The organism is Amycolatopsis sp. NPDC043889 (genome assembly GCF_056435645.1).
The window spans coordinates 106389-128585 of the sequence record NZ_JBWKEC010000016.1; the positions used below are offsets into that span (position 1 = coordinate 106389).

Below are 22197 nucleotides of genomic sequence, written 5' to 3' on the forward strand. Positions count from 1 at the left end.
CCGCCGAACTGAGACCGTGCCGGCTACCGATCAACTATGGAGGTCCTTGTGCGAGGGCAAGGACCATCACGCGGTCGGGCGCCCCGAGTGTCCGCCCGCACTCGATCTTCACGCCGCCGCCGCGGCCCGGCGCGATCACGCCGGTAACAGGACCGGGCCAACCGGCTCGTATCGAGAATGTTCGTCAGCGGATTCCTCGCCACGATTCCGCCGGTGAGGCACGTCAGTGTCACCTCAAGACGTACTCCGGTACAAGCGAGCCGCGAGATCGGCCAGCGTGCGGTGGCAGGTCTTACCGGTGCGGCCCAGCGGAAGTTCGGGAAGGGTGACCAGGAACTCCGGCAACTTGCGCACGGCGAGGCCTTGGGCGGTGAGGAACGCCGCGAGTTCGGGCAGCGTCGGCGTGTGGCCGTTCCGGGTCGCCACACAGGCGCAGAGCCGTTCGCCCAGTTCGGTGTCCGGTACCGCGACACAGGCGACCTCCCTGATCGCGGGATGGTCGCCGAGCGTGCGCTCCACCTCCGCCGGGCTGATCGTGTACCCACCGCGGATCACCACGCGTTTGCTCCTGCCGGTGACGTGGAGCCCGCCGCGCTCGTCGAAACGGCCGTTGTCGCCGGTCCGCACCCAGCCACCGTCCGGCCGGTATGCGGCGTCCAGCTCCGGCGCGGCGACGTGGCACAGCGGTGTCATCGGACCTCGGGCGTGGATTTCGCCGTCGGTGATCCGGATCTCGCACACCGCGGGATCCGGTACGCCCACACCGTTCTCCGGTCGCGTCGTATGACAGTTGACACCGTCCGACGAGCCGTAGACGTCGATCATCTCGACGCCGAACCGTTCACGGCACGCGGCCAACGTCGACGGAGGCAACATGTCGCCGCTCGACACGATGGCCGCGAGCCCGGCGGTGTCCACGGTCGCGGGATGGTCGGCCATGCGCCGCCACATCGCGGGTACGGCGAACACGTGGGTCGGGCGGTGCTCGGTGATCAGGCGCAGCGCCGCGCCCGCCTCGAACCGGCGCGTCGAGATCAGCGTGCCACCGAGGCGGCACAGCGTCACCGGCGCCCCGAACGAGCCGAATCCCGACGTCGGCGAGACCAGGACGAGATCGCGGGGAACCTCCGTCCCGCCGTGGACGGCACGGAGGTAGTTCGCCCGTCCGCCGGCGAAGGCGTTGTGCGAGTAAGCGACCATCTTCGGCGCCGACTCCGAACCGGAGGACACCAGAATCCGTGCCGGGGCCTCCGGATTCGGACGGACGATACGCGTCGCACGGCTGGATTCACCCACCACCCGCCCGTTCTCGACGACGAACCGCACACGCGCGCGTTCGAGGAGATCGCCCGAGCCCGGCGGCAACGGCAGCACGACGGCGCCGAGCGCGAACACGGCCAGTTCCGCGACCACCGCCGCTCGTCCGGCTGGTTCCCGCACCCCGACGATGTCGGTCGAGCCGCATCCGGCGGCAGCCAATCGGGCTGCCAGCTCGCGTACGGCGGCGTCCAAGCGCGCGTAATCGAGCGATCCCTCGTCGTCGATCACCGCCGTGCGAAGCGGATGTTCGCGCACCCGGTCGCCGAAGAGCGAGTACAGATCCCTGTCCGGGCAGTGTCCACATCGGACCCATTCGCGGCGGAGCCCGGCCGGCACGAGGTCGCGCAGCACCACCCCGGTCGCGGACACCCAAGTCATGACGTGAATTCCCACGGCGACGCGACGAGTACGCAGTCATCGTGGATCAGCGCGCGGGAAAACCGGGGGTCCGCGGCGAGCGCGGCGAGGTCGTCACACACCGGCACGCTCACCGGACGGGCGCAGCGCCGCCGGGCGCCCGCGTTGAGCCTGCTCGCCGCGGACAGGAGCGACGAGTCGGCCCGCGTGGCGCCGCGGGCCAGGGCCGTCACGATGCCGTGCGCGCAGACGACCCCGCCGAACACGTCGACGATCGTCATCAGCGTCGGCGGAACGCCCGCGTAGGCCTGCACGACGAAATCCGTGCCCACCGGCGGTTCCGGCCCCAGCTCGGCACCCCACCCCGACGCGTGCGCGTACAGGATTCCGGGCCGGGCACGCGCCAGGTCGAGTGCGCTCAACGCCCACTGCCCTGCCTTTCCGGGCGCCCAGTTGTGCAGGAAGACGTCGGCGCCGACGGCGAGGTCGAGCAAATGGCCTCTGCCGTCCCGGGTGCTCAAGTCGATCTCGATGACTTCCTTGCCGTCGTTGAGCGCACGGAACCTGGCCGACGCGTCGCCGGCGATCGGCGGGACCCACCGCAGCGGGTCGCCACCCGGCGGCTCGATCCGCAGCACCGTGGCACCGAGCAGCCGCAGCAGGTGACCGGCCAGCGGGCCCTGTACCCGGCGGCATGATTCGAGGACCACCAAACCGGACAACGGGAGCGGCACCGACGGCCGGGCCTGCCGGTGCCCGCGGCCCAGCCCGCTCACCGCGAAGGCGGGCAGCCGGTCGAGCCTCCGATCCGCCACCCTCACCAGCGTCATCCCGGTACGGACCGCGATCCGCTCCGCCTCCGCGACCGGCCGTGCCGCGAGAGCTTTCACCAGCCCCGGTGGCAGCGGGCAGGTCGCGGTGGCGAACCGGAGCAGGAACGGCCGCCAGGCATTCGAGATCACCCGCCCGTCGATGCCGAGTGTCCTCCAGAACCGTTGCCACACCGCCGGATCGAGTGTCTCGATCTCGTACGCGACACCGTCGGACGAACGGAACGGCGGCCCGCCGGGGAAGAAGTCCTCGGCATGGTCGTCTTCGGCCGTCGCCGCGGCCAGATACTGGGAGACGGCCAGCAAAGCCGCCTGCGCCATCGAGGTGGACACGCCGCGCAGCGGGATCCCGCGATCACGAGCGAGCCCCAATGCGACGCCGCCCAACTCGGCGAGTTCGGCCGCGAGGATGGACGCGTAGTCCAGTCCGAGCGGGGTCGGTTCGCCGAAGCGCCGGCCATGTACGTGCATGATCCCGCAGGCGGCCTGCACGTCGAGCTCACCGGCCAGCGGCAGGTCGATCGGACCCGCGACGGTCACGGTGTCCACCTCGGTGATCATGCGGGGCGCCTCCCGTGCACGGAGTACAGCACGCACGACGAGGCCCGGAACCTCGGATCCGCCATGACCGAACGCACCTCGGCGAGTTCCTCGTCGGTCATCCCCGCGGCGATCAGCCGGTCCCGCAGATGATGGGTGTGGTGGATCAGCAGCCGCAGGCCGGGCGATCCCGCCCGCCACGGGAAGACCAGCGGTACCGGGTCGACGTCGACCAGGCCCGCGTCGGCCATCGACGCGGCGACCCTGCGGCCCCACGTGCCGTCTCCGCCCGCGGTCCTGAACGTCTTTTCCTTGGCCGCCAGGAAAGCCTCGTAGACACCCGCCGCACGGGCGTCGGGTGCGAGCAGCACCGGACCGTAGGAGATGTCGAACTCGTCGATCTGCATCCAGCCACCCGGCTTCAGTGCCTGCGCCAGCTTCCGGAGGACGGCCTCCCGCTCCGGCAGATGCTGCAGGACCAGCCGGGCGTGGACGAGGTCGAACTCGCCACCCGGCAACGGATCGTGGACGACGTCGTGCCGGAGGACGGTCAGCCCCGGCCCGGTTCCGATGTGGTCGGGTTTGATGTCGGTCGCCAGCACCGATCCGGTCGGTGCCACCCTGGCGGCGAGCCACCGCGCGACGCCGCTGCCGCCCGCGCCGACTTCGAGGCAGGACCAGCCCTCCCGCACGCCGGTCCGCTCCAGCCGCGCGAAGGTGGCCGGGTCGTACGCCTCGGAGAGGCACCGATGCTGCTCGGTCGCGTGGTCACTGTGGTTGTCGAAGACGTAGGCCGTCGTCACGTCCACCTTCCCGATCCGTTCGTGGCGGCCGTCCCGGTCAGCCGCTCCAGCAGTTCCAGCCGCCGCACCTTCCCGGTGCCGGTGCGCGGTACCTCGTCCCACGTGAGCGTCACCGGCTCCCCCATCGGCGGCAGATCGGCCACGGCCGCCCGCCACCGCGCCGGCTCCAGTCCGGTGTCGGTCACGACGACCGGGATCGGCGCCCGTCCCGCCGCGGAAAGCACGACGCATTCGGCGATGGCCGGAAGCCGGTCCTCGATCGCGTCCTCCACCGAGAGACAGCTCAGCCCGGGGACGCTGTCGACCTCCCGGTCCAGCAACGTCACCGCGCCGGTCCGGCTCACCACGCCGAGATCGCCGGTGTTCCACCACGATCCGTGTGCCTTGTCCTCCCAGCGGTCCTGTTCGCCCACGTAGGCCACACAGCGAGCACGGGTGCGTGCCAGGAGGAGTCCCGGAGTGCCGCGCGGGACCGGTTCGGCGGTCTCCGGGTCGACGACCCGCAGTCTGGCGAGGCCGGGCAGTGGCCTGCCGATGTCCCGCGTCGCCCGCACGGAGCGCCTGGTGAAGAACCGGAACGAGAGGGGGCCGGTCTCCGATTGACCCCAGCCTTCCATCCACAGTGGACGTTTGCGGCGGGTGGCGTTCAGCATCGTCCTGATCACCGGTGGGTGCACGGCGTCGTAGGTGCTGACGAACCGCCGGACCCGGCGAAACGGGTTCTCCGGCGAGTGCGCGAGTGGCCGCCAGCGCACGAACGTCGACGGGAGGGCTTCGATGACCGTCGGCCGATGCCGTCCGAACACCCGCTCCGCCGAGGTGGGCTCGCTCAGGATCACGATCTCCCGTGGCGCGAGGCACAGCGCCGACGCCGTCCAACAGAAGGTCCGGCCGTGCGCGTAGGCGCTGGCGTTGCCCAGCACGTCGTCGCGCCGGACGCCGAGGACAGGCCAGCGGACCGCCTCCGGCCGGGCCAGCCGGTCGATGATCGTCCGCGTCGTGTGGACCACCAGTTTCGGTGTCCCGGTCGTCCCCGACGTATGGCAGATGAGCAGCGGTTCGTCGGCGTTCCTTCGGTACGGCTCCGGCGATGGGGCGGCGGCGAAACCGTCGATGGGCAAGACCCGGTCTCCGCGCAGGGAAGGCCGATCGGTGACCACGACCGCGGCGTCCAGCCGTTTCAGCAGCACTTCCAGCGTGTCGTCCGGCAGGTGACCGGACAGCTTCGCCGCGACGGCACCGATCCGCACCGCGGCACACGCCAGCAGGTCGTAGTCCCAGTGGTTCCGCTTGACGATGGCGACCCGGTCCCCCGGCCGCACACCGGCTTCGGAGAGCCATCCCGCCACGTCCCGCACCAGCTCGGCGAGCCCGGCGACCGGGTACACGGTTCCGCGCTCGGGCGCGATGTCGAAGGGCCGGTCGAGGCGCACCGTCGTCCGCGTATGCGCGCATTCGTCGAACAACTTTCCCATGTCGTGCGGTTTCATCCGGCTCGTTCCTCCTTCACGGGGCACGCGATCCGATCGGTCAAGCGCCGCGCGGCCCGCACGCCGGAGCGGACGGCCGCTTCGCTGCACGGGCTCAGGAAAACCCAGTCGCCCGCGTAGTCGACAGCGCTCCGGCCGAGGCCTGCCTCGAAGGAAGCACGCAAGGCGAGCGCGCGGGGCGTCGCCTCGGGCGCAGCGTGCCGCACCCGCCGGACCAGTGCGCGGCGGGTCGCCGCCCGCAGGCCGGGGACGAGACGCTCGGCCGCGCCGGTCAAGCGGGTCACCGCGTCCTCGTCGGTGGCGGTCAGCAGCTCCGGCACCGCGTCCGGATGGGCCATGACCGTGACCAGGCCGCGGCCCGCGGGCGCGCGGCCAGGGTGCTTCAGGTGGTCGAAGATGATCGTGGCCACCGTGCCGTTCTCCGCCGTCGGCACGATCAAGGCGTAGTCGGGACCGCCGAGCGGACGATCGAGCAGCAGATGGGCCTTGACCACCGGCGTGAACGAGCAGGCGGCGAGGAAAGCCGACCCGTGCCGCGGATTCAGCTCGGCCGCGGCAGGGGCGGGCACGGCCAGCACCACGGCTTTCGCGCTGATTTCGCGCGTACCACCGATGATCCGCGCCACGGAGCCGTCGTCGACGACCTGATCGACACGAAAGCCGGTGCTGACGTCGACCCTCTCGGCGAGGGCGCGGGCGAAGGTGTCCATTCCGTCGCGGTACGCCCGCCACGTCGGCGGCGGGCCGACCGAGGTGAGCAGGGCGAGCAAGGGCGCGGCCGCCGAACGCGCCGGATCCCAGCCGAAGAACCCGGAGACGACCGGTTGCAGCAGGTAGTCCAGCAGATCCCGGTGGTGGGGCGCGGCGAACTCGGCGACGGTGCGCCCGCCCAGCCGGGAGACCTCCGGCCGCTCGGTGTCGAACTCACCCCGCATCGCCCGTACCCCGGCCAGCCGTGCCCGGAGGGACAACCCCGCTCCGGTGAGCAGCCCCCTCGTCTCCGCGACGCCGGACCTGGGTCTGCCCCGCCACATCGCGATGCCGCGGCCGATCCGGGGAGCGGCGGCGTCGTCGATGCCCAGCTCCGCCAGCAGCCGCCAGGTCTCGCGATAGCCCTGCTCGGCCATCTGTTCGGCGCAGGTGTCGATCAGGAAGCCGTCCTCGCGCAGCGTCGTCATCCGGCCACCGACCACGTCGGCCGCTTCGAACACCCGTACTTCGCGCCCGGACTTGCCGAGCTGGTACGCGGTGGTGAGCCCGGCGACGCCGGCGCCGACCACCGCCACCTCGACATCGGTCACGCGATCACCACCAGGTTCACCACGACCAGGCTCAGCACGGTGATCCGGTGGATACGGATGCCGAGCAGCCGGGCCCGCATGATGTCGCCCAGCGCGAACCCGAGCCAGAGTTGCCAGACCCGCGACACGAGGGTCGGGAGCAACGCGAGGGGGAACCACCACGGGCCACCGAGCGCGGGCACGGCGAAGATCAGGGCGAACTCCGCGGCCGACACGGCGATCACGAAGAACATGTTGCCTCGCGGCGAGGTCAGCGCCGCGACCGTCGGCCTGCCGACCCGCCGGTCACCGTCGACGTCGTTGGTGTTGGAGTACACGCCGAACAGCAGCGGCCCCAGCCCGAAGAGCAACGCCTGGGCGAGCGCGAAACCGGTGAACTCGCCGGACGCGAGGCCGTACGGCGCCAGTACGAGCGCCCAGCCGAGCGCGGCGATGAAGAACTCCTGGAAGCCGTGGTAGCTGAGCTTCACGCCCCAGGAGTACTGCAGCGAGAAGAAATAGGTGACCACGATCAGCACGACAGTCCACACAGGACGGTGCGGCGCGATCGCGATGGCCGTCAGCCAGAGCAGGGCGCCGACGACGGCCGTCGCCCACGCGAACCGCAGCACCTGGCCCTCGTCCAGGGTTCCCGCCACCAGCGGTTTGCGGTACCGCTTGCGCTGGGGGTCGTCCGGTGAGTAGTTCGTGATGTCGCTGCCGTCCCGGTATCCCGTGAGATCGTCGAGGGCGACCATCGCCGCGATCACGAAGACCTCGCCGAGCAGGAACACGCCGACAGAGGCCAGGACTCCGCTGTCGAACCTCACCGCCGGCGCGAGCAGCGTCCACACCACGACCACGCCGAGGTAGTAGTCGACGATGTCGAGTTTCGCGAGCCGGAAATACGCCTTGCCGCGAGTGGCGGCCAGTGTCGTCATCGCCGGTCGTCCAACGCGATCAACGCGGCGAAGGACCGGTCACCGCCGTAATGCAGGTCGTGCCGTTCGAGCAGGCGGGAGCCCGGGAGCAGGGCCAGGTACTCCTCGACGGTCCGCAACCGCGAGAACCTGCCGACAGGGATGTCCGCTTCCTCGTATTCCACGAGAACGAGGTGACGGGCCGCCGCGGCGATCGCCCGGCACGCTTCGACGATCTCGTCGTCGTCCAGTACATGCATCAGCACCCAGACGCAGACGGCGACGTCGAACCGCTTGTCCTGCCACGGCAGCCGCTGGACCGTCGTCCGCACGAATTCCACAGTGGACAGATGTGCGCAGTTCTCCCTTGCCAGCGCGAGCATGCGCGGGGTCATGTCGATCGCCGTCACCGTACGGGCCCGCGCCGCGATCGCCGGGGTGATCCGGCCCATCCCGCAGCCGATCTCCAGCGCGGCCCCGACATCGCCCAGTGAACGCAGAAGGCCGGTGACGAGCCGGATGGTGCGGGTGGTCGTCTCGGCCGCGAGTTCGGCGGGCTGCGAAGCGCGCATGACGCGGGACAGCCCGGCGCGTTCCGCACGCCTGTGCCACTCCTCGGCGACCTCGCTCGGTGCGGGCGTCCGGGTGATCTGCTGCATCACGACTCCTTCGCGAACTCGCACACCGCGTCCGCGATGCGTTCCACCTGTTCGTCCGTCAGATGGGGGTAGATGGGTATGGCGAGAGTGCGCCGCGCGGCCAGGTCCGCCGCGGGCCAGGTGTCCGACGGGCGGGTGTACCGCGCGAACGCGGGTTGCCGCGGCAGCGGGGCCGGGTAGTAGACGTGCGAGCCGATCCCCCGCGCCGCCAGATGGGCACGGAGTTCGTCCCTGCGCTCGGCGAGCAGCGAATAGACGTAGTAGCACCGCCCGTCCTTCGCCGGGGGCGGCGCCAGCACCCCGCAGCCCGCCAGGTCGGCGAAGCGCTCGGTGTAGTACTCCCCGATCCGTGCCCGGCGTGCGAGCCGCCCGGGAAGACCCGGGAACCGGTACAGCTGGAACGCGGCCATGATCTCGTCGAACCGGCTGTTGTAGCCGACCCGGTGGTACAGGAACCGGTTCTTGCCGTCCTGGCCGTGATTGCGCAGCATCCGCACCGCCGAGGCGAGTTCCGGATCGTCGGTCACGACCATGCCGCCCTCACCCGGCATACCGAACGTCTTCACCTGGACGAACGAGTACACACCCGCGTCGCCCCATCTCCCGGCGGGCGTGCCCGCGAGGGTTCCTCCTTGCGCGACCGCGGAATCCTCCAGCAGCCGCACGCCCGCGCCGGACGCGATCCGGCGCAGCGCGGGCATGTCCGCCATGACCGAGAACATATGCGCCGGCATGATCACTTTGGTCCGCGCGGCGACCAGCCGGGCGACCGCTTCGGGATCGACGACCATGGACCACGGGTCGATGTCGGCGAACACCGGCGTCGCGCCGAGCGAGGCGGGCGCGGCCGCGAGCGGTGCGCAGCCGAACGCGGGCACGATCACCTCGTCGCCGTCGCCGACGCCCATCGCGCGCAGCACCAGCGTCAGCGCCGAAGTTCCGCTGCCGCAAGCGATCGCGTCCGCCGCGCCGACCGAGTCACGGATCGCCGCTTCGAAACGGGCCGTCTGGTCGCCGAGGATGAACTTCTGCTCCGCCGCGAGGCCGACGCGGCGGACGATGTCCAGCAGTTCGGCACGGTCCTCGTCGAAGAGATCGGGCGGGAAGAACGGCAGTGTCATCCACGCCGCCCGCGGTAGAACGCGCGGATCGAGTCGCAGACACGGTCACAGTCCCCGGTGGACATGTCCGGATACAGCGGCAGCGCGAGGGTACGACGACAGGCGTTCTCGGCGTTCGGGAAATCGCCCTTCCGGTGGCCGAGCCCGGCGAAGCAGGGTTGCAGAGGCAGCGGCGACGGGTAATAGACCTCGGTCCGCACACCGTCGGCCGACAGATGCGCCGCCAAGTCGTCGCGCGACTCGACCTCCACCACGTAGACGTAGAACACGCTGTCCGGACGCGCCGACGGCAGCTTGCGCACCCCCTCGACGTCCGCGAGCGCCGCCGTGTACCGGGCGGCCAGTTCCGCGCGGCGAACGATGTCGAGATCCAGCCTGGTGAGCTTCGCGAGGAGGACGGCGGCCTGGATGTCGTCCATCTTGCTGTTCACGCCGGGCAGGCCGGTCGCCGTGGCGATGGCGGGGAAATCGGCGATCGTGCCGCCGAACCGGCCGTGGTGGCGGAGCGCGTCGGCGGTCTCGGCGATCCGCCGGTCGTCGGTAAGGACCGCGCCCGCGTCACCGAGCGCGCCCAGCGTCTTGGTCGGGAAGAACGACAGCACCCCGCCCGCCCCGAAAAGCCCGGCGTGCTTGCCACGATGGCGCATGCCGATGGCCTCCGCGCTGTCCTCCACCACGGTGAGCCCGAGCCGCTGAGCCACGGCGAGGACGCCGTCGATGTCCGCGAGCCGCGAGAACAGATGCGTCGGCATGACGAACCGGGAGCGCTCCCCCGCGGCGTCCGCCACCGCGGCGGGGTCGATGCCGTACCCGTCCGGCTCGATGTCGGCGAAGACCGGCCGGCCGCCCGCGAGCACGACCGAGGTGGCCGACGCACCGAAGGAGAAGGCGGGGACGACCACTTCGTCACCCGGCCGCAGACCCGCCGCCCGCAACAGCAGGACCAACGCGTCCGTGCCACTGTTGACCCCGATGACGAACTTCGCGCCGGTGTAGCCGGCCAGCGCGGATTCCAGCTCGGCCACCTTGCGGCCGTGCGAATACTTGCCATTTTCGATGACATCGAGAATATGTCGTCTGGCACTGGGCCACGTTCGCTCGAATGTGCTCGATTGGTTGAAAAATGACACCGACAGCGTACCCACCTCCGATGGCGTTGAGACCCGTTCCCGAGCGTAGGTCAGGAAAACCGGTCACTCGGCAGGTTCGCACTTCCTGGTCAACTCACGCGGAAAGTATTGACACTCGATCATCGCGGATGTCAGTTTTGCGATGTATTCCGAATGGGAAACTCCGAGGAGCAGGCTCACCAGTGCGTTCACTCATTGTGGGACTCGGCCGGGCAGGCGCGGGTCTGCATCTGCCGGTCTTGGCCAAACTCCGTACCCGAACCCCGCAGCTCTTCGACGACGCTCCCATCACCGCGTGCGAATTGCGACCGAACGTCGCCGCACGGGCAGGTCTCGAGGTCATGTCGACCATCGAGGCCGCGGCCGCCGGGCTCGACCCCTCCCGCACCGTCGCGCACGTCTGCACACCGCCGACCGAACGTCTCACCGTGCTCTCCGAACTGGCCACGCTGGGCTTCCGCAAGGTGATCGTCGAGAAGCCGCTCGCCGCCGACATCGACGACCTCGCGCGGATCATCCGCTTGCGCCGCAAGTACAAACTGCATATCGAGGTCGTCGAGCCCTGGCTCGCCAGCACGCTCACCGCGCGGTTGGCCGAGCTGATCCGCAGCGGCCGCTTCGGCGCTCCGAAGTCCATCGGCATCGTGCAGAACAAACCGCGCTTCCGCCGGTCGCTCGTGACGCCGGGACATCCGACCGCCTTCGACGTCGAGCTGCCGCACGGAGTCGCGCTCGCGCTGCGGCTCGCGGGCGCCGCGCGGGTCACCCACGCGTCCGGGACCGATCTCGAGGTCGCCGGGAACGTCGGCCCCCGGATGGGCGGGGCCACCGTCGGTCTCCGGCACAATTCGGGGATCCACACGGAGATTTGTTCGGATCTCACCTCACCGGTACGTGAGCGGCGGGTCACCGTCGACTTCGAAACGGGTACCGCGGTCGGGCATTTCGCGGTGAGCGGCGACGACCACCATTCGCAGCTGACCCTGCGGTCGAGCGGCCGGTCCCAGCACGTCGTGCTGCGCGACGACGCCATGACGGAGTGGATGTCCGTGGCCTACCGGAAGTTCCAGGTGGACGGGGAGCAGACGCAGGGGTTCACCTTCGCCACCGAGGTAGTGCAACTGCTGTCGGTGGCCAAGAACATCTGCGCGGAACCGGTCTCGCGCCCCGAACCCGGCGCGGTGGCGGCCCATGCCGACTGACCCGGTGTTCGCCGGCATCACCGATGAGGCGGCCGACGACCTCGGCGGCCAGATCGCGGCGCTCGACGCACTGGGCTGGCGGATGATGGAGCTGCGCACCCTCGATCGGATCCCCGTCGCCGACCTCACCGACGAGCGGTTCGACGAGGTCGCGACGACGCTGGCGGACAAGGCGATGAGCGTGGTCTGCCTGGCGTCCCGGATCGGTGGCTGGGGCAGGCCGATCACCGGCGACTTCCGGCACGACCTCACGGAACTGGACGTCCTCGCCAGGCGAGCCCGGTCGATCGGCACCCGCTACCTCCGGATCATGTCGTATCCCGATGACGGCCTGAGTGAGCACGACTGGCGTCGCCGGGCCATCGCGAGGATCACCGTTCTCGCCGAACGCGCCGAACACCACGGCGTGACGCTGCTGCACGAGAACTGCTCGGGCTGGGCGGGCACGAGTGCCGAGCGGATGCTCGAACTGCTGGACGAGGTCGCGAGCCCGGCACTGAAGTTGTTGTTCGACACCGGAAACGGCGTAGCCCACGGCTACGATGGATTCGACCTGCTCGCCGATATCGCCGACCATGTCGAGCACGTGCACGTCAAGGACGCGGACGAGCACGGCTTCACCGTCCCCGGCGAGGGTGAAGCACTCGTGGCGGACTGTGTGAAGTTTTTACAGGCCAACGGATACAGCGGCGCGTGGTCGCTGGAGCCGCATCTCGCGATCAAACCCCACGAGCCGGGTGTGCTCGCCAGGGACGCCGCGGCCACGTTCGTCGCCGCGGGCCGGGCGATGGCCGGGCTGTTCCGGTGATCCGCGAGGACCGGGATCTGCTGCTACGGCTGCTCGCCCTGCCGACGGCCGGTCCGCTCGAAACGTCCGGCGAAATCCGCCTCTGGGAGGCGATGCGGGACTACGCCGACGCGGCGGCCGGGATCGGTTTCGAGACGCTGTACCTCGGCAGCCCGGAACCCTCGGTGCTGGACCGGCCCGGTGTCCCGGTCGCGGTCCGCGAAGCCGGACCGGAATTCCTCCCCTGTCAGCCGAGCCTGGTCCTCCGGCTCGGCCCGGCCACTCCCGCCGTGATGTTCAACGTCCACCTCGACACCGTGGCGCCGTTCGAACCGGCGGGTTTCGACGGGGTCCGGTTCACCGGCCGTGGCGCGATCGACGCCAAGGGGCCCGCGGTGGCGCTGCTGGCCGGGGTCCGGGCCGCCGTGGCGGCGGATCCGACGGTGGGCAGGGACGCCGGCGTGCTCATCCAGGCCGTGTCCGGTGAAGAGGGCGGCGCGATGGGCACGTTCGGCACGCGGCCGCTCGTCGAGGCCGGATTCCACGGCGAGCTCAACATCTTCTGCGAGCCGACCGGCCTGCGCTACCTGCCCCGCTGCTCGGCGTCGATGACCGCGTGCGTGCGAGTGCGCGGGGACGACGCGATCGACGACGAACCGCACCGGGGACACAACGCCACCGTCCTGCTCGGCTTCCTCGCTCAGCATCTGGCGCTCGACCTGGCGGAACACGGTCGAGTCTGCCTAGCGGGGCTGCACACCGGCCGCCTGCACAACAGGGTGTACGGCAGCGGAGAGCTTCTGCTCAACATTCCTTACGACAGCCGGGAAGCGGCGTCGAAGATGACCTCCGCGCTGGAGGACGGCCTGCGGTCGGGGCTCGCCGAGTTCGGCACCCGGTTCCGCGAAACACCCGCCTTCGCCCGTACCGCGGCCGACGCCGTGGCGATCACCGAGGTCCGCTGGCTCAAACGCGACCTGCCCGTCCTGACCGCGCGGGACATCCCGCTGCTGGACGGGCTGGCTCCCCGCTGGCCCGACGACGAGCCCGGCTTCACCTGCGACGCCCTCTGGCTCGCCGACGTCCCCGGCACCCGGACGGCCGTCCTCGGCCCCGGTTCCCTGGGCGGCAACAACGCGCACTCCGCCGGGGAGTACGCCGGCGTCGAAGAACTCGACAGGTTCAGTGATCTCGTCCGCGAGATCGTCGTGCGATTCAGCCGGAACGAAGGAGCTTGACCGTGCTGATGCCCTATCCGGAGCTTCTCTCCCTGGTCACCAGGATCTTCGTGGACCGTGGCGTTCCCGGGGACCGGGCGGCGATCGCGGCCACCGCGTTGTGTCATGGTGACCTGACCGGGGTGACCTCACACGGACTGGTCAACCTGAGGCGGCTGTACCTGCCACTGCTCGACGACGGACGCGCCGATCCGGCGGCGGATATGGTGATCCAGACCGATCTCGGGGCCTGCGTCCTCGCCGACGCCCGGCGCACACTGGGGTTGTGGTCGGCGTCGCAGGCCATGGAACTGGCGTGTGCCAGGGCGTCACGGTACGGCATCGGGATGGTGTCCCTGCGGGGCGCCACGCATATCGGCTGCGCCGGTCACCACGCCGCGCGCGCCGTCACCCACGGCATGATCGGCCTCGTCGCGTCGAACTGCGGCGGGCAGCGCATCGCCCCGCCCCCGGGCGGCGCGGCTACGATGCTCGGCACGAACCCGCTCGCGCTGGCCTGCCCCGCCGGTGACGCGCACCCGTTCGTCCTCGACATGAGCACCACCGTCGTGCCGACCGGGCGCGTGCGGGCCGCGGCGAGGGAAGGCCGGGCGATCCCGCCGGGGTGGCTCGCCACCGACGACGGCGCACCGGTGACCGACGCCGCCGCGTTCGACCGAGGGGACGCCCACCTGCTGTGGCTGGGCGGCGACCCTGAAACGGGCGCCTACAAGGGATTCGGGCTGGGCCTGCTCGTCGAAGTGCTCGGCGCGCTGGTCTCCGGCGCCGCGCTCGGCGCGCTGTCCGCCGACGGGAACCGTGACGACGACATCGGCGTCCTGACGCTGGCGATCGCACCGGAACTCCTGCGCGGCGGATTCGCCGCCGACGCGACCGCGCTCTTCGCCGCCGTGCGTGGCTGGCCCGCCCGTGACGCCGCCGTCCCGGTCGTCTATCCCGGCTGGCACGAGGGTGAACGCGCGGCCCGCTTCCGTGCGCACGGAGTGCCGGTGCCCGACGAGGTCTACGCGGAACTGCACGCGGTGCGGGAAAAGGCGGCCGGATGATCCGGGTCGGTGTCGTGGGGCTCGGTGTCATCTCGCGCTTCTACCTCGCCGCGGTGGAAAGGTCCCGGGCGTTCGAGCTCGCCGCGGTCTGCGATCTCGATCCGGCGGCGCTCGCCGGAATCACCGTGCCCGGCTACCGGGATCACCGGGAGATGCTCGCCGCCGGAAGGCTCGACGCGGTGATCGTGACCGCGCCCAACGACGTCCACGCGTCCGTGTGCCGGGAGGTGCTGGACGCCGGCCTGCCGGTGTGTGTGGAGAAACCGCTCGCCACCGGGCTCCTCGACGGCGAGGATCTCGTGGCGAGAGCGGCGCGGCGGGATGTCGCCCTGTTCACCGCGTTCCACCGCAGGTACAACGCCAACGTGCGGACGCTGCACGAGGCCCTGGCGGGCCGGGCACCGATCGCTTCGCTGACGGTGCGCTATCTGGAGCGGATCGAAGAACACGTCGGCGGTGATCGCTGGTACCTCGACACCGCGCGCTGCGGTGGCGGCTGCGTGGCGGACAACGGCCCGAACGCGCTCGATCTCGTCCAGCTGTTCCTCGGATCGGTGGCGCTGCGGAGCGCGCGGATCACGCGGGACGTCAACGGCGTCGACAGGCAGGCGACACTCGTGCTCGAGAACGCGGTCGTGGAACTCGACTGGTCGTTTCCCGGAGAAGTCAAGGACATCGAAGTGACCCTGACCGATGGCACCGTCCTGCGGGCCGACATGCTCGACGGCTTCCCGGAGTTCAAGGAATCGCTCTGGCACGAGTACGACGGGTTGCTGCGGGACTTCGAGGAAGCCGTGCGCAAGGGCGGGGCCTGGCGCGACAGCGGTCTCACCACTCTGTCCATAGTGGACGAGTGCTACCGGAAGGAATGCGATGCGCGAGGACGGGCCGAAGCGGGAGATCACCGGCACGGTGGTGAAGGTGCTGGTGCATCACCGTGACGATCGGGGAATGAGCCTCGAGCCGTTCGCCAGCCGATGCGTTCGCGCCGGTGAGATCCACGAACTCGTCACGACCAGCCACGACGACACGGAGCCCGGAGCGCCGATCGATCGTGTCGGTTTCCTCGGCTTCGCCGAAATAGACCGGGCAGGCGTGCTCGACCGAGGCGACGAGCTGTGGATCGGCGGCGAACTCGTCGGCACCGTGCTCGGCTTCGACGGATGCCATTTTCCCAATCACTACAACATTCTCATCAGCGTCACGCGGCCCGTCACCGGCGAAGAGCTCGGCTTGAAGCCGGAACTGGAAGTGCGTTTCCGCGGCAGGTGGTGAGCGGCCCGGAGCCGGGCCGCTCACCATATCGCCGCTACGTCACCGTCACTTGCCCAGCAAGGGCACGTCCGATTTGCCGAGATGGTAGTCGCGTACCGCGTGCACGAGTTCGTCGACGGTCAGTTTTCCGTTGCCGTTCACGTCGATGGCCCGGAACGCGGGGGCCACGGCCGAGGACTCGACACCGATGGCCGCCAGCCACTTGGCGAACTCCTGCTGGCTGACCTCGCCGTCGCCGTCGGTGTCGCACAAGCCGACGATCGCCGCGATGGTGGGACGGACCACACGATCGAATCCCGAGTCGCCCTCCTGGAAGATCTGCGCCTCGATCACCTCGGTGAACTGCCTCTCGCTCAGAGCGCCGTTCGGGCCGGCACCCGCCTTACCGGCCAGGTACTCGTACATCGCCACGAAAGAGTCTTTCACCGCACGAGCTTGGGGCGACGCCGGGTCTTCGCCGAACGCGGTGATGATCCGGCCGGCTTCGGCCTCGAGATCGGACTTCTCGATCTTGCCGTTACCGTTGACATCCCACTTCTCGAAACGCTTCTTGAGCCTGTCGTTCTTGACCGCCGTGGTCATTCGTGCACACTCCTTTTCGCGTGGACTCGGAAGAATCTGCGGTACGCGTGTGTCGGCCGGCTCTCGACCCGGCGGACACGGTCAAAGACGGACGACCTCCTCTCCGGGAACCTGTCCCGTCACGTCGAACAGCAGCCTGGCCGTCGAGGTCAGCCGGCTGAGGTCGTAGGCGCGGTGCGCCACCAGCAGGACGGTGACGTCCGCGGCGAGGAGCACCTCGTCGAGGTCGGCGGCCGGTGGCCCCAGTTCGGGTACGGCGCCGGCCACCGGATCGTGGTAAGACACGTCCGCACCGAGCGCGCGCAACCGGACGGCGATCCGGATGGCGGCGGACTCGCGGGTGTCCGCCACATCGGCCTTGTACGCGACGCCGAGCAGCAGGACTTTCGCTCCCCGCAACGCTTTCCGCTGTCCGGCGAGCAGGCGCGTCACCCGGTCGACCACGTGCTCCGGCATCCGGTCGTCCACGAGGCGGGCGGCGTGCACGACGCCGAGTGAGGTTCCCTCCCGATCCGCCTTGTCCAGCAGGTATTTGGGGTCGACCGGGATGCAGTGCCCGCCGACACCCGGCCCCGGCACGAAGGGCATGAACCCGAAAGGTTTGGTCGCGGCGCAGTGCACCACGTCCCACACGTCGACCCCGATCCGGTCGCAGAAGATGGAGATCTCGTTGACGAGGGCGATGTTCACGTAGCGATAGGTGTTCTCCAGAAGCTTGGCCATCTCCGCTTCCCTGGTGCCGCGCGCCACCACGACCGTGTCGACGAAGCGCCCGTAGAACGCCGCGCAGTATTTGGCGCACAACGGGGTGTGCCCGCTGATCACTTTCGGCGTGTTCCGGACGCCGAAGCGGCGGTTGCCCGGGTCGACGCGCTCGGGCGAGTAGGCGAGCGCGAAGTCCTCGCCCGCGGTCAGGCCGTACTTCTCCAGGATCGGCCGGACGATTTCGTCGGTGGTGCCGGGAAAACTCGTCGACTCGAGCACCACCAGCGTCCCTGGCCGCAGGTGTTCGGCCACCGTCTCCGCCGCGGAGCGGACCGCGGCGAGATCCGGCCCGCCCGCCGGGTCCAGACCGGTCGGGACGCAGAGCACGATCGTTTCCGCGGTGCCGACTACCTCGGGATCGGTCGTCACCGTGAAACCGCTCGCCCGCATGGCCCGCAAACGGCTCGCGGTCACGTCGGGCACATGCGAACGCCCCTCGGCCACGGCGGCCGCGACCCTCGGCGAGGTGTCGTAGCCGGCGACCGACAACCCCGCCCCGCAGGCGGCTTCGGCCAATGGTAACCCGACGTATCCGACTCCGATTACGACAAGATCGACGGACACGGGACCCCCTCAAGTCTCGATGTCGTGCGAACCGATCAGCTGACCGAGAACGAACCGGTTCCCGCCGGGACGTGAGAACCGAACCCTGCTTGGACCCGTATCCCGGGCATCAAGCAGAGCGGATCGCCGTAGATGACCACTTCGGCCGAGGTCAGATTGGCCAGGACATGGGCAGCGATGGGGAGTTTGTGGCAACCCTCGGGGTTCCGGTAGGTGTCCAGACGCTGGAACTCCGTCGAGAAGACCACCACTTCCCCCGCCGCGGCCTGGGCAGGCGGACTCGCGACGATCAGCAGGGCACCGGCGGATGCCGCGCTCAACGCGGCGATGACAAGACGGTTCATCGAATGCCTCCACATCCAAGATCACGACTTCACTCCGCACGCTAACAGTCACTCTTGGCAAAACCGGTGCCCCGCCGGAACTTCACGCGCGCAGGTTGCGGTCCGTTCGGCCGGATCATTCGGATGGCGGCTTCAAGCACTCTGCGCGTGTTCTTCGAGCGCGGGCGGTTCACATGAACGAGTGGTGCGAGCAATGAAGTCAGGGATGATCGGCGGAGATTCGAGACGCTGAGTGTCCCGGGCCCGTTCGGCCGGAAAGGGCTTGTGCGGCCGGGTGTTCCCGAGTCCGGTCGGGTCGCCGACCGAGTCGGCAGCGCGAGCCACCCCCCGACCGTCCACAAAGGACAATACCCGCGATCGAAGTGCCGGCTCGGTTGCTTTTCGCGACGAGGGGTCGTGAGTGATAAGGACGGTTAGAACCGTCCTTATCACTCACGACCTCAACACAGAACCGTACATACATGCATCAATCGGATATTTCGCCAGGATTCACGGACCGACCGCATCCGGGGACCACTCGGCGAGCGCCCCCGGAAGGTGACCGCGCACCGGGGCGGACCGTTCCAGAAGCCGTCGTCGAACGGGGCCCGATGTCCGCGGACCCGGCCATGCGCGACTCGCACGCGAACACGCCCTGGTCCAGTTCGGCCAGCCGGTCCGCGATCGTCCTGTTCGCGGCCGAGGAGAGCGACCCCGGCATCCTCGCCGCCTGGAAAGCCGAGGCCGAACGGGTCATGGCGGGGCACGGCCAGGTCCTGATCATCACTCGCGGCCATCTGCCGACGAGTCCCACGGACGGCGTCATCGCCGACATACGGAGCGAGGCGCACAACCGCTACGGCGTGCGCCGGCGGGAGAACCCGGACACAGCACCGCGAGTGCGGTCGTCGGCGCCGGCTGACGACCCCGGTCGCCATGGTGCGGCCGACCGCCCGCTCCGTTGGGTAAGCCGACAATGGTCCGGTACTGCTGGAAATGTTCCCTGTCCGCAATCATGATGGAGTTTTGTACGCGTTTACCAGCGCGTCCGGACGCTCAGGGAAATGGGCAAAGAAGGCCTTTCTTTTCGGACCGTCCAGCAGCGGCGGCGGTCATGTTTTGTGGTTCGAATGACCCCTGCGCTCGGTACCAGGCCCTCGTTGGCATCGGTCTGCGGCAGCAGGTTACCGCAGACCGATCCGAAGGGAACGCAATGCGCCGTTTTTCGCGCCTTCTTGCGCCAGTCTCGGCGACAGCGCTGGTTTTCTGTCGCAGGTGTTCGCCACGAACAATATCGCCGCGGCCGACTACACGAGTATCGATGTAGGACCTGTCAGCATGGCCACATCGATGGACTGCCTGGGTGAACGGAAGTCCGTGGGTGACGCCTGGGTCACTCTCGACGGGGACCGAATCACCGTGCGAGACCACTGCGCCGACGGGAATCCGGTCATGGCACGGGTGCAGATGACGGTCAACGGCGCCACCCGGTATTGGATGTGCTACAACAACGCCGGCGCCGGAACCACAAAAGTGTGCAACAACGATTGGCCCGAAGGATTCGCCGGATTCAAGACCGTGATCTTCTTCGCCTGGGACGGTATCCGCGAATACAGAATAGGGACGCTGAGGCACTGGCGGGACGGATAAGCGGTCGACCATCGCCACAACGACACGTGCGGGCCGATGATACCGGGAAAACTTCATGTTCCGCACCGTGAACCCTTCTGACTGCGAATGCGTGGTGCCCCGGTCGAGTGACTCCCTGGACACCACTCTCAGCTCGAGTTCCATCTGGGCCTGACCGTCGCCGACGTCTCGGCCGTATCCGATCCCATGGAGGCAGGCGGGCAATGCTCCCACGCCTGCGCAAACGGTGGCACCGCCGGTGTAGATGTGCTTGTAGTTCGAAGTTCGGGCACGGCGAACTCGCTCCTCCCATCGAATGAGCGGCAGTTTCCCCTTTACGACTTCCCCTGGCGCCCATCACGTCCGTAGCGTCGTGCACTGGCTGATTCGCCGCATTCAAGGAGAAAGGGAACGTCGTTGAGAAGATTGATGGTCGCACTACTCGGCGCGGCACTGGCATTGGGCAGCACTCTCCTGGCCGCCCCCTCGGCGCAGGCCGCGACGGCACGGAACGGCGTCTGCGAGGACGGCGAGTTCTGCTTGTACTACAACAGCAATCAGCAGGGGTCGGTCAGCGATTTCGACGCGTCGGTCGGTAACTACGGCACGGGTTCCGACTGCTATCACTTCCTCGGCGCGGGTGCGGGGAAGGGCCTGTGCGTGAAGAACAACGCGGCCTCGGTGTGGAACCGGAGGGACGCGGTGGTCACCGTGTTCTTCAAGGGTGGCTGGACCGGCCCGATCGACTCGTTCACGCACGGCGCCAAAGGCAACTTGACCTCGACGTACAACGACAACGTCGGGCACCTGCTCGGCCTGGTGGGGAACGACTGGCTGGAAACCGGGCTGTACCACAGCGACTCCGGCCGCATCACCTCCTATTTCGACGGCTACGTGAACACGTCGGGCAGGCACGAGGGGATCGACTTCGCGCGCGGCTTCGGCGTTCCCGTGTACTCCATGACCCAGGGGTCCGTGATCAGGAAGACCGAGGGCAGCAACGGCAGCGGCGGCCTGTCCACGTTGGCGATCTACAACCGGGATCAGGATTTCACGATCATCTACCTGCATCTCAACCCGTCGAACGGGCTCGCGGTCGGTGAGTTCGTCAGCCGCGGCCGGCAGATCGGCACCGAGGAGTATCGCGGCGCCAGCGCCACGCACACGCATGTCGAGTACCGGCCGGGCAGGCACGAGAGCGCGTCGGACAGCACCGGCGACCCGGTTCTCGACAACCCGAGCCCGTCACTGTTCTGGCGGAACCACGGCTACAACATCTGCTGCGGATAAACGTCGTCAAGCCCGCTCTGCTCGCCCGAGCCGAGCGGGCACCCGACGTCCTGACGTCGAACCGGCACTTCTTCGCGGAAGTTTCCGGTTGTCCGCGCCCTGCCGCTTTCCGACCATGATGCGGCATCGGTGACGCGAGTCGCTGAGCGAACGCGGAGGACGCCAGTGACTCAAGGTGTTCACACCATCCTGCCCGGCAGGCAAGCGACCGTGCCGTACGCGCTGGAGGCGACGATCCCGGCGGATGAGAGCCCGGCCCGCTTCGGCAAGTTGCTGCGAAGCCACCGGCACAGTCTCGGCACGACCCAGCGGCTTCTCGCCGCCCGCTCCACCGTCAGCGTCCGAGCGATCAGAGACCTCGAGCACGGCCGGGTCGGCAGGCCCCGCCGCGACACGGTCCGGCTCATCGCGGCCGGGCTCGGCCTGTCCGGCCAGGCTCGCGCCGAATTCGAACGAGCAGCGGTTTCGTATCGACCGACCACCCACCGCAAGAGGAGACCCGTATGAAGCTTCCGTTGAGAGCGGCGATGGCCGCCACGCTCGCCGCTCTCGCCGCCTTCGCCATCGGCGGCGCGCCCGCCGGTGCCGACGTGACCCCGCAGGCCGACGACCTGCCACCGCTCGCGATCGAGGACTTCAACTACCCGCAGGCCGCGCAAATCCAGGCGGAGCGCGGATTTCTGCTCAAACGCGGTGACGGCCACATCGTGCTGCTCGCCACCTGCCCGGCCGACACGACGGATCCGGATCTGCTGCGGATCGCCGAACGGGGTCAGCCCGGCTCCGGTTACGTGTGCTTCCGCGTCTCCGGGAAGACCGGGCACCTGACCGTCGAGATGCCGTCCGTTTACGGCGTGAGCACCGGGAACTTCACCAGCGACGTCGTGCTGACTCCCGACGACGGGGCGACGAAGAAGACGTACAAGGTGCCGCCGAACAGCTACGCGGGCGTCGGCGAGACCGACCCGGAGGGCACCGGCGGCGAGTACATGCTCCTGGAGATCAAGGTTTCCCGTTGACCGGCCCCCGCATCCAGCACCGTGTGA

23 protein-coding genes are annotated in these 22197 nt (G+C 69.2%); 11 read left to right on the forward strand and 12 right to left on the reverse strand.

Features of this window, described 5'->3' with window-relative positions; genetic code table 11:
* Window positions 1-234 precede the first annotated feature (234 nt).
* Genes AC0685_RS26770 through AC0685_RS26810 form a run of 9 tightly spaced genes read right to left on the reverse strand, consistent with a single transcriptional unit; the run spans window position 235 to window position 10465 of the window.
* Window positions 235-1698: a class I adenylate-forming enzyme family protein gene (locus AC0685_RS26770; protein WP_478228030.1), complete on the reverse strand. Its 1464-nt coding sequence runs from the start codon at window positions 1696-1698 to the stop codon at window positions 235-237.
* On the reverse strand, window positions 1695-3068 hold the full coding sequence (locus AC0685_RS26775; protein ID WP_478228031.1) for a CoA transferase: 1374 nt from the start codon (window positions 3066-3068) through the stop codon (window positions 1695-1697). The genes AC0685_RS26770 and AC0685_RS26775 overlap by 4 nt, the downstream gene beginning before the upstream one ends.
* Window positions 3065-3856 (reverse strand): class I SAM-dependent methyltransferase, encoded by a 792-nt coding sequence (locus AC0685_RS26780; RefSeq protein ID WP_478228032.1) that lies wholly within the window; start codon window positions 3854-3856, stop codon window positions 3065-3067. The genes AC0685_RS26775 and AC0685_RS26780 overlap by 4 nt, the downstream gene beginning before the upstream one ends.
* Window positions 3847-5340 carry a class I adenylate-forming enzyme family protein gene (locus AC0685_RS26785; protein WP_478228033.1) on the reverse strand — a complete coding sequence of 498 codons (1494 nt, stop codon included), beginning with the start codon at window positions 5338-5340 and terminating at the stop codon, window positions 3847-3849. Before AC0685_RS26785 ends, AC0685_RS26780 begins: the two co-directional genes overlap by 10 nt.
* Window positions 5337-6641, reverse strand: coding sequence for a protoporphyrinogen/coproporphyrinogen oxidase (locus AC0685_RS26790; protein ID WP_478228034.1), 1305 nt, complete (start codon window positions 6639-6641; stop codon window positions 5337-5339). The genes AC0685_RS26785 and AC0685_RS26790 overlap by 4 nt, the downstream gene beginning before the upstream one ends.
* Window positions 6638-7561, reverse strand: coding sequence for a UbiA family prenyltransferase (locus tag AC0685_RS26795; RefSeq protein WP_478228035.1), 924 nt, complete (start codon window positions 7559-7561; stop codon window positions 6638-6640). The genes AC0685_RS26790 and AC0685_RS26795 overlap by 4 nt, the downstream gene beginning before the upstream one ends.
* Complete coding sequence (locus tag AC0685_RS26800) at window positions 7558-8199, reverse strand: class I SAM-dependent methyltransferase (protein ID WP_478228036.1); 642 nt, start codon at window positions 8197-8199, stop codon at window positions 7558-7560. The genes AC0685_RS26795 and AC0685_RS26800 overlap by 4 nt, the downstream gene beginning before the upstream one ends.
* Complete coding sequence (locus AC0685_RS26805) at window positions 8199-9320, reverse strand: DegT/DnrJ/EryC1/StrS family aminotransferase (RefSeq protein WP_478228037.1); 1122 nt, start codon at window positions 9318-9320, stop codon at window positions 8199-8201. Before AC0685_RS26805 ends, AC0685_RS26800 begins: the two co-directional genes overlap by 1 nt.
* Window positions 9317-10465 carry a DegT/DnrJ/EryC1/StrS family aminotransferase gene (locus tag AC0685_RS26810; protein ID WP_478228038.1) on the reverse strand — a complete coding sequence of 383 codons (1149 nt, stop codon included), beginning with the start codon at window positions 10463-10465 and terminating at the stop codon, window positions 9317-9319. Before AC0685_RS26810 ends, AC0685_RS26805 begins: the two co-directional genes overlap by 4 nt.
* Window positions 10466-10632: 167 nt before the next feature.
* On the opposite strand from AC0685_RS26810, the gene AC0685_RS26815 reads away from it, so the two are divergent.
* Genes AC0685_RS26815 through AC0685_RS26840 form a run of 6 tightly spaced genes read left to right on the forward strand, consistent with a single transcriptional unit; the run spans window position 10633 to window position 15998 of the window.
* Window positions 10633-11652 carry a Gfo/Idh/MocA family oxidoreductase gene (locus tag AC0685_RS26815; RefSeq protein ID WP_478228039.1) on the forward strand — a complete coding sequence of 340 codons (1020 nt, stop codon included), beginning with the start codon at window positions 10633-10635 and terminating at the stop codon, window positions 11650-11652.
* Window positions 11642-12460 carry a sugar phosphate isomerase/epimerase family protein gene (locus AC0685_RS26820; protein ID WP_478228040.1) on the forward strand — a complete coding sequence of 273 codons (819 nt, stop codon included), beginning with the start codon at window positions 11642-11644 and terminating at the stop codon, window positions 12458-12460. The genes AC0685_RS26815 and AC0685_RS26820 overlap by 11 nt, the downstream gene beginning before the upstream one ends.
* Window positions 12457-13677, forward strand: a complete 1221-nt coding sequence (locus AC0685_RS26825) for a M20/M25/M40 family metallo-hydrolase (protein ID WP_478228041.1) — start codon at window positions 12457-12459, stop codon at window positions 13675-13677. Before AC0685_RS26820 ends, AC0685_RS26825 begins: the two co-directional genes overlap by 4 nt.
* Entirely contained in the window at window positions 13674-14723 is a 1050-nt protein-coding gene (locus AC0685_RS26830) for an Ldh family oxidoreductase (protein WP_478228042.1), read from the forward strand. Before AC0685_RS26825 ends, AC0685_RS26830 begins: the two co-directional genes overlap by 4 nt.
* Window positions 14720-15664, forward strand: coding sequence for a Gfo/Idh/MocA family protein (locus AC0685_RS26835; protein WP_478228043.1), 945 nt, complete (start codon window positions 14720-14722; stop codon window positions 15662-15664). Before AC0685_RS26830 ends, AC0685_RS26835 begins: the two co-directional genes overlap by 4 nt.
* Window positions 15597-15998: a DUF6917 domain-containing protein gene (locus tag AC0685_RS26840; protein WP_478228044.1), complete on the forward strand. Its 402-nt coding sequence runs from the start codon at window positions 15597-15599 to the stop codon at window positions 15996-15998. The genes AC0685_RS26835 and AC0685_RS26840 overlap by 68 nt, the downstream gene beginning before the upstream one ends.
* Before the next feature lie 45 nt (window positions 15999-16043).
* On the opposite strand, the gene AC0685_RS26845 is transcribed toward AC0685_RS26840, so the two are convergent.
* The 3 genes from AC0685_RS26845 to AC0685_RS26855 all read right to left on the reverse strand — a co-directional run bounded on the left by AC0685_RS26845 (window position 16044) and on the right by AC0685_RS26855 (window position 18253).
* Window positions 16044-16580 (reverse strand): EF-hand domain-containing protein, encoded by a 537-nt coding sequence (locus AC0685_RS26845; RefSeq protein WP_478228045.1) that lies wholly within the window; start codon window positions 16578-16580, stop codon window positions 16044-16046.
* A gap of 81 nt (window positions 16581-16661) precedes the next feature.
* Window positions 16662-17909, reverse strand: a complete 1248-nt coding sequence (locus tag AC0685_RS26850; protein ID WP_478228046.1) for a nucleotide sugar dehydrogenase — start codon at window positions 17907-17909, stop codon at window positions 16662-16664.
* A gap of 35 nt (window positions 17910-17944) precedes the next feature.
* Window positions 17945-18253 (reverse strand): hypothetical protein, encoded by a 309-nt coding sequence (locus tag AC0685_RS26855; protein WP_478228047.1) that lies wholly within the window; start codon window positions 18251-18253, stop codon window positions 17945-17947.
* Between the two features lie 590 nt (window positions 18254-18843).
* Between AC0685_RS26855 and AC0685_RS26860 the strand changes: the two genes are divergently transcribed.
* The 5 genes from AC0685_RS26860 to AC0685_RS26880 all read left to right on the forward strand — a co-directional run bounded on the left by AC0685_RS26860 (window position 18844) and on the right by AC0685_RS26880 (window position 22170).
* Window positions 18844-19251 (forward strand): hypothetical protein, encoded by a 408-nt coding sequence (locus AC0685_RS26860; protein WP_478228048.1) that lies wholly within the window; start codon window positions 18844-18846, stop codon window positions 19249-19251.
* Window positions 19252-19570: 319 nt separating this feature from the next.
* Window positions 19571-19882: a hypothetical protein gene (locus AC0685_RS26865; protein ID WP_478228049.1), complete on the forward strand. Its 312-nt coding sequence runs from the start codon at window positions 19571-19573 to the stop codon at window positions 19880-19882.
* 396 nt (window positions 19883-20278) lie between these two features.
* Complete coding sequence (locus AC0685_RS26870) at window positions 20279-21151, forward strand: peptidase inhibitor family I36 protein (RefSeq protein WP_478228050.1); 873 nt, start codon at window positions 20279-20281, stop codon at window positions 21149-21151.
* 165 nt (window positions 21152-21316) lie between these two features.
* Window positions 21317-21658: a helix-turn-helix domain-containing protein gene (locus tag AC0685_RS26875; RefSeq protein ID WP_478228051.1), complete on the forward strand. Its 342-nt coding sequence runs from the start codon at window positions 21317-21319 to the stop codon at window positions 21656-21658.
* The gene (locus tag AC0685_RS26880) at window positions 21655-22170 is read left to right on the forward strand and encodes a hypothetical protein (RefSeq protein WP_478228052.1); all 516 of its coding nucleotides are present in this window, start codon (window positions 21655-21657) and stop codon (window positions 22168-22170) included. The genes AC0685_RS26875 and AC0685_RS26880 overlap by 4 nt, the downstream gene beginning before the upstream one ends.
* The last annotated feature ends 27 nt before the right edge of the window (window positions 22171-22197 follow it).